8 protein-coding genes are annotated in these 10,056 nt (G+C 50.4%); 5 read left to right on the forward strand and 3 right to left on the reverse strand.

Translation table 11 applies throughout. The features are described from left to right. Positions 1 to 92: 92 nt before the first annotated feature. Both J0895_RS13250 and J0895_RS13255 read right to left on the reverse strand, forming a co-directional pair. Complete coding sequence (locus J0895_RS13250) at positions 93 to 311, reverse strand: hypothetical protein (RefSeq protein ID WP_207088559.1); 219 nt, start codon at positions 309 to 311, stop codon at positions 93 to 95. 7 nt (positions 312 to 318) lie between these two features. Next, positions 319 to 732 carry a chloride channel protein gene (locus J0895_RS13255; protein ID WP_340643508.1) on the reverse strand — a complete coding sequence of 138 codons (414 nt, stop codon included), beginning with the start codon at positions 730 to 732 and terminating at the stop codon, positions 319 to 321. 1,725 nt (positions 733 to 2,457) lie between these two features. Here J0895_RS13255 and J0895_RS13260 point away from each other — a divergent pair. The 4 genes from J0895_RS13260 to J0895_RS13275 all read left to right on the forward strand — a co-directional run bounded on the left by J0895_RS13260 (position 2,458) and on the right by J0895_RS13275 (position 6,326). Beyond that, a complete protein-coding gene (locus J0895_RS13260; protein ID WP_207088560.1) occupies positions 2,458 to 3,360 on the forward strand; it encodes an MBL fold metallo-hydrolase in 903 nt (300 codons plus the stop codon). Between the two features lie 187 nt (positions 3,361 to 3,547). Further along, positions 3,548 to 4,585: a bifunctional riboflavin kinase/FAD synthetase gene (locus tag J0895_RS13265; RefSeq protein ID WP_207088561.1), complete on the forward strand. Its 1,038-nt coding sequence runs from the start codon at positions 3,548 to 3,550 to the stop codon at positions 4,583 to 4,585. Between the two features lie 190 nt (positions 4,586 to 4,775). Continuing rightward, a complete protein-coding gene (locus J0895_RS13270) occupies positions 4,776 to 5,687 on the forward strand; it encodes an AAA family ATPase (protein WP_207088562.1) in 912 nt (303 codons plus the stop codon). A 96-nt stretch (positions 5,688 to 5,783) separates the two neighbouring features. Then, positions 5,784 to 6,326 (forward strand): diheme cytochrome C, encoded by a 543-nt coding sequence (locus J0895_RS13275; RefSeq protein WP_207088563.1) that lies wholly within the window; start codon positions 5,784 to 5,786, stop codon positions 6,324 to 6,326. 563 nt (positions 6,327 to 6,889) lie between these two features. Here J0895_RS13275 and J0895_RS13280 read toward each other — a convergent pair. Next, entirely contained in the window at positions 6,890 to 7,027 is a 138-nt protein-coding gene (locus J0895_RS13280; RefSeq protein ID WP_207088564.1) for a hypothetical protein, read from the reverse strand. Positions 7,028 to 7,058: 31 nt separating this feature from the next. Between J0895_RS13280 and secA the strand changes: the two genes are divergently transcribed. Continuing rightward, positions 7,059 to 9,875, forward strand: a complete 2,817-nt coding sequence (gene secA, locus J0895_RS13285; RefSeq protein ID WP_207088565.1) for a preprotein translocase subunit SecA — start codon at positions 7,059 to 7,061, stop codon at positions 9,873 to 9,875. Positions 9,876 to 10,056 lie beyond the last annotated feature (181 nt).

The raw sequence follows: 10,056 nt of genomic DNA on the forward strand, positions 1-10,056 counted from the left end.
CGTAACCTAAACGTAAAGGGAAAGTTCAAATCTAATTTGAGCGGACTTATTAGAGGCACAATGAGCCGTGCCCATCAGACTTAGGCTTTGGTCTAAGGCTGTGCAAGAATCCCCGTGTCTTTAGACATCGGGAGTGTCAACAAAGCACTGTAATACTTCCCCTGAGTCAAAGCTAACCCCGCCTCCAAGACTGACTGAGTATCCTTCAACATCACCCAAGACTCATGCATCGCCGAGGCCACGGACATTTGTTGTAAAATCTCCATATTGCGATCGGGAGCCACATTAAACCCCATCTGTTCCGGATTCAACTCCGAATCATTGCGAACCTTGGACCCCCAATAGCATCCCCAAATTCGCCCCAATTTCCACGCTGGGACCTTCCGGCCCTAAAGAGGCCCCGGTCCCCAAGGAAACCGACGCCGCCACCATTTTCGGAACAGGTCTCAGGGGCAGCAGTTCCCGCCGGCCCTGAGTTGCCGCAATTAAAGCTGAGATGCCTGGACCAAAATCGGGCCGATGCCAGCGCATCAACCCCACCACTGCCCCTCCCAGGGCCGGAATACAAGCCAAGGTCCAAGGTCCCGCAGGGGAAATGATGCCCATGACATCCTCAAGCATCAGGGTATGGATCAGGTGAATCAGGTAGTGAAAGGTGACGATTCCCATCCCGGTGCTACTGCCAATGAAGACGGCGAGGAGAAGCACAACCGTTTCTGGGGTGGGCTGCAATCGATTCAGAAAACTCGTTAGGGAGGACTTGGAAGGGGCAGGAGGGGCTTGCCCAGGACGTAACAGATCGGGGGGCGGGAGGGCTCTCATGAAATCACGATGCGGTGAAAATATCGGAAGTTTTAACTTTTGTTACTATTTTTTCATTTTTCACAGACTCTGGAACGCTCTTGACTGCGGTTTTTTGGAACAATAGTGAATTCGCTTGGACTGGAGTATCAAGGCCCAAGTTTTGTAGGGCAATTTTTGCGCCGGTTGAGTGAGCTTTGCTCTGAACCCTGGACCGTGATTCTCGGGGGTCTCGAACCGTTAAATCCCAGGGGCGCTAGAGTCTGGGGTGACTCTGGATTTTTAAAACTGGCTATGAAAAGGGGTTGGGTAACGTGCAAAAATGGCACTATCCCGGCAGGATGATTCAGTTGGCTTGTCCGTTAAAATTGGGCTGAAGATTAAGGGCGGAGTTTTCGTTCAATTGAGCTCGATTCGGTCTTATGTCCACCGCTTCGCCCCAATCCTGGCCGACAGTTCTAGTTATCCTAAATTCTGAGCGGATTCTCTTTCTTTTGGACAGATTGCCCAGTCCTTCGGGGCGATCGCAGTCAGTTCTAGGTTTGAGCTTTAATCGATTCTGCAATCTCGTTCATCGCCAATTACCGAGGGTAGAAAGGTAAAAATCAGTCTACCTATTTTTATAATATCTGATTTTCCAGCTAATTTAATCGCCAAATTTTAGAAAAATCCGGACAATCTCCCCCCAATTGAGTTGGGACTCCCCAGTTAATTAAACTTCACCCTCGACCCCAGTCTGAACTCAACCGGCTCTATAATTAAAGACAAAGACAATGCGATTCAACTCTCTGGGCCGGAAGTCTGGACTCAGGCTAGTCATTTGATAAAGTGAATGTCGGGGCAATATGGGATCATCACAGGGTAAGCTCAAGCCGCCCAGGAATCAAACCCAGATTAAACAAGGCACAGCAGGATGGAGTCCAAGCTCCCGGGCCAATTTTTATTAACAAGTGCCACCACTTACTAACCTAAAAAAGCTCAAACACCACAAGGGGTTTAAGCCAATCAACTCAAGGGGACACCGATTCAAAACACAAAATATTTACAATTAATCTAAGTCTTTAGTCTATCAATCTTGTTAGAGTAGAATGAGAGTAGAAATAGGGTAAAGCAAGGTACAGGGATAGCCTTAGACGCCCTGGGGCATCAGGTCCCCCCCTAGCGCTCAATTATCATCAGGAAAATGGGGCGATTTACCCGTTAAGACCGGGAATGATCTCTCCGAGGGGATAGATGGTTCCTCAAATTGTCTCGGTTTGACCCCAGCCAGAGCAGAGTCCTGGCCTCCTTAAGACCCTTGTCAGGACTCAAAGGGGGCAGCATGAGCGTAGCGCGAGGGTTCAGAAGAAGGCAAATTGCGATCGCATTATGATACCCCAATCCGGGTTTCCACGGAGTGAAAACTCAATCAAAGAACCCACAGAACCCCACCCAAGTCAATCCTTAGAACCCAAGGAGTTTAAAATTGTTAAATAAGTTTGTGACATTCATCCGAATTTCCCCTTTTTCGGGTATAACAGGAGAATGCTGCCATAAGTTTCTAAAACCGGGTTAACTTTAAATATAGTTACCTCTATTTTCTCCTTGTTAGAGATTTAGCGTCAAACGTACAACCTGACTGATAGACCCCATTGCGACTACAAGCGAAATACACCCATGCAAGAGATGCAAAACCAATTCACAGTTCACTTCTGGGGCGTGCGAGGGAGCATAGCCTGTCCCGGGTCCGAAACCGTCCGGTACGGCGGTAATACACCCTGCATTGAGATGCGAGTGGGTGGTGAGCGCCTAATTTTTGATGGAGGGACGGGCTTAAGGGTTCTAGGACTATCCCTGCTATCACAGATGCCGGTCAAAGCTTCGATGTTTTTCACGCACTCCCACTGGGATCATATCCAGGGGTTTCCTTTTTTTGTACCGGCTTTTATTAAAAATAATCGCTTCCACATTCATGGGGCGATCGCGCCGAATGGAGCCACAATCGAGCAACGCCTCAACGATCAAATGTTGCACCCGAATTTTCCGGTGCCGTTGCAGATTATGGGTGCGCAACTGGAATTTCAGGATATCAAAATCGGCGAAGTTGTACAAATTGGAGAGGTTAAGGTTGAAAATGCCCTCCTCAATCATCCCGGAGAGGCTGTCGGCTATCGGGTAAGCTGGCGCGGGTATGTAGCGGCTTACGTTACGGATACTGAACATTTTCCCGATCGCCTCGATGAAAATGTCCTGTGGTTAGCGCGCGATGCCGATGTCATGATTTACGATGCGACCTATACCGATGACGAGTACAACTCCTCCACATCCAGTAAAGTCGGCTGGGGACATTCCACCTGGCAGGAAGCGGTCAAAGTTGCCAAGGCAGCCAATGTCAAAAGACTGGTGATTTTCCATCATGACCCCCTGCATAATGATGATTTCTTAGATCGGATTGGAGAGCAAGCGGCTCAACTGTTTCCGAATTCGCTGATGGCACGAGAGGGACTCTCAGTCCAGTTAATTACCCCCGGGGAAGAGCCTGCGGTTCACGAACCGCAACAGGCAAAAGCCTCCGTCTAATCCACATCCGTGGGTCTAAACTAAAACGGGTGAGGCTTCAACACCACTGAGGTAGAGATGGAATTGTCCAGTCGCTGCTGAAGCATCACCCGAGCGATCGGGCGATCGCCCCTGGGAATTTTCAGATCACAGGATAAATTTTGTCTAGAGTTTGGGCAGTTTCCATTTATGTGTCAAAATGTAAACTGTGTGGATTACCTCTTCTCTAACAACGGCTCTGACTCCCGCCTCTGTTGCCCTGGGAAATTTTGATGGCATTCATCAGGGACACAGACAGGTCATGCAGCCTATTTTAAGTCCGTCCTTGCGCCGTCAGCCGCTTTCTGTCCCTCCTCTGACGGGAGAAAGCTATGGGGAAAATTCCCCCCCCAACCCCGAGGCATCTCTAAAGAATGCCGAAGAAACAAATTTAGAACCCTACCCCACCGTCGTTACCTTTAATCCCCATCCCCAGGAATTTTTTACCGGGCAACGGCGTAGTCTGCTCACCCCCCTAAGTGAAAAGGTCAAATATTTAGAAGCCATCGGGGTTCAACAGCTCGTTTTGCTGCCCTTTGACCAGGATTTAGCCAATATGACCCCGGAATCCTTCGTGGAAGAGATTCTGGTGGGACAGCTAAAAGCTCAACAGATTAGTGTGGGGCAAGATTTTTGTTTTGGGCGGCAACGCTCAGGTACTGTCACCGAACTCAAGGCGATCGCCGCTCGTCACGGGGTCAAAGTTCACCTGGTTCCCTTACAAACGGCCAACGGCGATCGGATTAGCAGTTCTGCCATTCGTGAAGCCCTCCTCCAAGGCAACCTTAAACAAGCCAACTCCATTCTCGGACGCCCCTACAGTCTGATAGGAGAAGTCGTGCAGGGAAAACAGATTGGCAGAACCATTGGATTTCCCACGGCGAACCTGCAACTTCCCCAGGAAAAATTTCTACCCCGCCACGGCGTCTATGCCGTGCGGGTTTATGGTGTATCCAGCCTCTGTGAAGAAAACGGGGTGATGGGTGCGCTGAATATCGGGACTCGTCCTACCGTCGATGCGATCGCCACCCCCACCGTCGAAGTGCATTTATTAGATTGGTCCGGGGATTTGTATGGGAAAACCTTGACATTGCACCTAGAGCACTTTTTGCGTCCCCAACAAAAATTTAACTCCTTAGACCAACTCAAAGCGCAAATCCAAACCGACTGTGACAGCGCCCGAACCCTGTTAAGCGCCCAGGAGTAGTCCGGTTTCACAGGGGTTTTGACCCCTGAAGCCTTAGATTGAGGAAAGTTTAACTGCTTCGATAAGAGGCGATCGCTCATCACCCTCTTTAACCGTAAGCTGGTAATAGGGATCTGTTCTCCAGGCGCGATCATCGAGTCCGAAATAAATCCCGCTTACCAAGATAACTCTGGGTGATATTGAGCTAATTATGAGAGACCGTGTAGAAAAACTAACCCACAACCTCAGCCAAACCATTGTCGGCAAAACCGATGCCATTCGCCTCGTACTCGTGGCCCTCTTCAGCGGGGGCCATGCCTTGCTTGAAGATGTCCCCGGCGTCGGCAAAACCCTGATTGCCAAATCTCTGGCGCGTTCCATCGCTGGCGACTTTAAACGGATCCAATGTACCCCGGACCTCTTACCCACGGATATCACCGGGACCAATATCTGGAATCCCAATAGCGGCGAGTTTCAATTTCTTCCCGGTCCCGTCTTTACCAATATCCTCCTAGCAGATGAAATCAACCGGGCCACCCCCCGCACCCAGTCTGCCTTACTTGAGGTGATGGAAGAACAACAAGTCACCGTCGATGGCGTTGCCCGAATCGTTTCCCATCCCTTTTTTGTGATTGCCACTCAGAACCCCATTGAGTATCAAGGCACTTTTCCCTTACCGGAAGCCCAAATGGACCGCTTTACCCTGTCCTTTTCCATCGGGTATCCTAGCGAAGTCGAAGAACTGCAAATGTTGGAACGCCTGGAAAACAAAGGTTCCAACTTCCGGGAATTGCAACCCTGCCTGAAAATAGAAGAAATCCTCGATCTGCAACGCCTTTGTTCTCAGGTTCGGGTCGATCGCTCCTTGCAGCAATACATCGTCAATTTAGTGCGCGCTACCCGAGAGTCAGAGGATATCACCCTGGGAGTCAGTCCCCGGGGTGCACTCGCCTTGCAACGCGCCACCCAAGCTCTAGCTTTTCTGGAGGGTCGAGATTATGCTGTTCCTGATGATATTAAATTTTTAACCCCTCACGTGCTCTGCCACCGCCTGATTCCTTCGGGAGGACGTCGCGCTAAAACCATTGTGGAGCAACTGTTGCGATCGGTTTCCATTCCTTAACAGGTAAAGGGGATGGATAGGGTATTCAGTACCATCCGCTATTGAGTTAGCTTCCAGCATCCATCCCTTCTAGCTTGAGTTATCAATCAGCGCTCCATGATCAACATGATATTAAGGTTTATCAGAACAAGAATCCTCCGACGGCAGGGGGTGCGATCGCCCTTCGTCCTGTTTCTATTGCTCCTGTTGTGGAGTGTTCTCATCTCCTGGCAACTCGCCGAGGCGATCGAACCCCCCGCCATCACCACCGTAGATCCCGTCCCCGAAACCCTGCAACTCGGACAAGAACTCTACCTCAATACCTGCGCCAGTTGCCATATCGCCCCCCCTCCTGCCATCTTCCCCACCGAAACCTGGCGAGATATCATCCAAGACACCAACCACTACGGCATCCAAATCCCACCCCTAGTCGATCCGGGCCGCCTTGTCATCTGGAATTACCTGAGAATCTTCTCCCGTCTCCAAACTCCCGACACAGCCATCCCCTATCGCATCCGCGACTCGAACTATTTCAAAGCCCTCCATCCGAGGGTCGAACTCCCCGACTCCCTCACCCTGAGAACCTGCATCCAATGCCATCCTGGAGCAGAACAATACAATTTTCGCAGCCTAACCCCAGAGTGGGAGAATGCTGAGTAATTTGTCATTGGTCATTGGTCATTGGTCATTTCTCTCCTCGTATCCTCGTGACTTGGCGATCGCGAGTCACGCATGATTGGAGGCTCTGCCTCCTGCTCTGTATTAGGCGGCAGACTCCCCCATCCTCGTGACTTGGCGATCGCGAGTCACGCATGATTGGAGGCTCTGCCTCATGCCTGTATTAGGCGGCAGAGCCGCCCCATGCCCATGTCACGGCAGAGCCATGACACGAGGGGGAAGTCACGAGCAGAGGACTTCCCCCTTACAAGAGTGGGTTTTTTACGAACGGTCCCCGGACCTTGGCAAGGGGAGGGTTAGGGTGGGGTCCTCTTTGACGTGCGATCGCGCGTCAAGAGGAATGAGTGGGTGGAGAGTTCACGCGCAAGCGCGATCGCCTGAGTTACGAAGAAAGAGGTTGGCACCCGCCTCTATACAGCTGCGATCGCATCCAGTGAGTGCGTAACTCAGGCGATCGGCACGTCACCGCCGACACCCCCCCTAACCCTCCCCTTGCCAAGGTCCGGGGACCGGAGGTAAGGCAAATCACTATGAGCGTAAAAACCCTACTCTTGTAAGTCCCCCATACCCCCATCTCCCCATCCTTCACTCATCCGTTCGGTAGAAATGATAAAATTCATATCAGTTAAAACTCCCGTCAGCCAAGCTGTGTAAAATACGGGACATAAAACTGGCTGAATCAAACCCTCTTAAAAGTAGCGCTACTGTCTTGATATGCTTAAAAATCTGCTAGGCGACCCCAACGCACGCAAGTTAAAAAAATATCAACCCCTCGTCGTTGATATCAATCTCCTTGAAGAAGAAATCCAGGCCCTAAACGATGAACAACTAACGGCTAAGACAGCAGAATTCAAAGAAATGCTCTCCAAAGCCAAAACCATCGCCCAGGAAAAAGAGATTTTAGAAGACATCCTCCCCGAAGCATTTGCCGTGGTGCGAGAAGCTGCTAGGCGGGTTTTAGCCATGAGACACTTTGACGTGCAGTTGCTCGGGGGGGCCATCCTGCACGAGGGACAGATTGCCGAAATGAAAACCGGGGAAGGGAAAACCTTAGTTTCCACCTTACCCGCCTACTTAAACGCTTTAAATGGCAAAGGCGTTCATGCTGTTACCGTTAACGACTATCTCGCCCGACGAGATGCAGAATGGATGGGACAAGTGCATCGGTTCCTCGGTTTGACTGTGGGACTGATTCAACAGGGAATGTCCCCCACGGAACGCAAGAAAAACTACGCCTGCGATATCACCTACTGCACCAACTCCGAACTCGGATTTGACTACCTGCGGGATAACATGGCAACCTCAATGGCGGAGGTGGTGCAACGTCCTTTCAATTACTGCATCATCGATGAAGTGGATTCGGTGCTCGTTGACGAAGCGCGGACCCCCTTGATTATTTCTGGGCAAATTGAACGCCCCACAGAGAAATACACCCGCGCCACAGAAATTGCGATGGCCTTGAATGCTGAGGAGCATTATGAGGTTGATGAAAAAGCCCGAAATATCCTGGTGACAGATGAAGGGTTTGCCCAAGCAGAGGAATTGCTGGGAGTGACGGACCTTTATGATCCGGCAGATCCTTGGGCGCATTATATTTTTAATGCGATTAAAGCCAAGGAACTGTTTATCAAGGATGTCAACTATATCGTTCGTCAGGATGAAGTAGTGATTGTGGATGAGTTTACCGGACGGGTGATGCCCGGACGTCGCTGGAGTGATGGACTGCATCAGGCGATCGAGGCAAAGGAACGAGTGGAAATCCAACCGGAAACTCAAACCCTGGCAACCATTACCTATCAAAACTTTTTCCTGTTGTATCCTAAGTTAGCTGGGATGACCGGAACCGCCAAAACTGAAGAGGCAGAATTTGAGCGGATTTATAACCTACAAGTGACCGTGATTCCCACGAATCGCTCCCTCCAGCGTTATGATATGTCCGACGTGGTGTATAAAAGCGAGGAAGGGAAATGGAAATCCATCGCCCAAGAATGTGCGGAAATGCACCAAGCGGGACGCCCGGTATTGGTGGGTACAACCAGTGTGGAAAAATCCGAGGTGCTCAGCAGACTGCTGAATGAACTGAAAATTCCTCACAACCTGCTCAACGCTAAACCGGAAAACGTCGAACGAGAGTCAGAAATTGTCGCCCAAGCAGGTCGTAAAGGTGCCGTGACGATCGCCACGAATATGGCCGGTCGCGGGACGGATATCATTCTCGGCGGTAATGCCGAATATATGGCCCGTCTCAAGGTGCGGGAATACCTGCTACCTCGCATTGTACGACCCGAGGAAGAGGGGAATATGAATGCTCCTAAAGTGGCCGGGACGACTGATCCACGCAATAAACCCGAAGGGTTTGCCGAAACTTCTGAGAAAAAAGTAAAAACTTGGAAAGTCTCCCCGCAAATTTTCCCCACCCAACTTTCTCGGGAAACGGAACAGCAACTCAAGGAAGCAGTAGAATTTTCTGTCCAACAATATGGGGAACGGAAGCTGGCGGAATTAGATGCGGAAGATAAAGTGGCAGTTGCCTCGGAAAAAGCCCCCACCGATGACCGGGCAATTCAAAAACTCCGGGATATCTACAACCGAATTCGCGAAGAATACGAAGCGTTTACCCGCAGTGAACATCAAGAGGTGATTCAACTCGGTGGACTGCACGTTATCGGGACTGAACGTCACGAATCCCGCCGGATTGATAACCAATTACGGGGACGCGCCGGACGGCAAGGTGACCCGGGTTCTACGAAGTTTTTCCTCAGTTTACAGGATAACTTATTGCGGATTTTCGGCGGTCAGCGCGTCGAGTCTATGATGAATATGTTCCGGGTGGAAGAAGATATGCCGATCGAGTCGAAAATGCTGACTCGTTCCCTCGAAGGCGCACAGAAAAAGGTGGAAACCTACTACTACGACATCCGGAAACAGGTGTTTGAGTATGACGAAGTGATGAACAATCAACGTCGCGCCATCTATGCCGAACGTCGCCGGGTTCTGGAAGGATTAGACCTTAAAGAACAGGTTATTAAGTATGCGGAACAAACGATGGATGATATCGTGGAAGCCTACGTCAACCCCGATTTACCCTCGGAAGAATGGCAATTGGATCAAATGGTGGATAAGGTTAAAGAGTTTGTGTACTTGTTAGCGGATTTGGAACCGCCCCAACTGGAAGACTTATCCATTGAGGAAATTAAAACCTTCCTCCATGAACAAATCCGGATTGCTTACGATATGAAAGAGGCGCAAGTCGATCGCATTCAACCGGGACTGATGCGGCAAGCGGAACGGTTCTTTATTCTCCAACAAATTGATACTTTATGGCGGGAACATTTGCAACAAATGGATGCTTTACGGGAATCGGTTGGTTTGCGGAGTTACGGTCAAAAAGATCCGTTGTTGGAATATAAGAGTGAGGGGTATGAGTTGTTCTTGGATATGATGACGGCGATTCGTCGGAATGTGGTCTATTCGCTGTTCCAATTCCAGCCGCAAATGCAACAAGCACAAGCGGTGGCGGCGGAACGGTAAAGCGGAAGGGTTAACCAGAAAGTGGATGCTCAATTCCAATTCCTCCTCCGTGGAAAGAGGACCCCACCCTAACCCTCCCCTTGCCAAGGTCCGGGGACAAGAGGTAGCTAAAATTCCAGTCCCCCCCCTTAGCAACGCCATCGGGCTAGGGGGGGTTCCAATGTTGAGGGAAACCGGGCAA

The organism is Phormidium pseudopriestleyi FRX01, assembly GCF_017313335.1.
Taxonomy (GTDB): Bacteria; Cyanobacteriota; Cyanobacteriia; order Cyanobacteriales; family Laspinemataceae; genus Laspinema; species Laspinema pseudopriestleyi.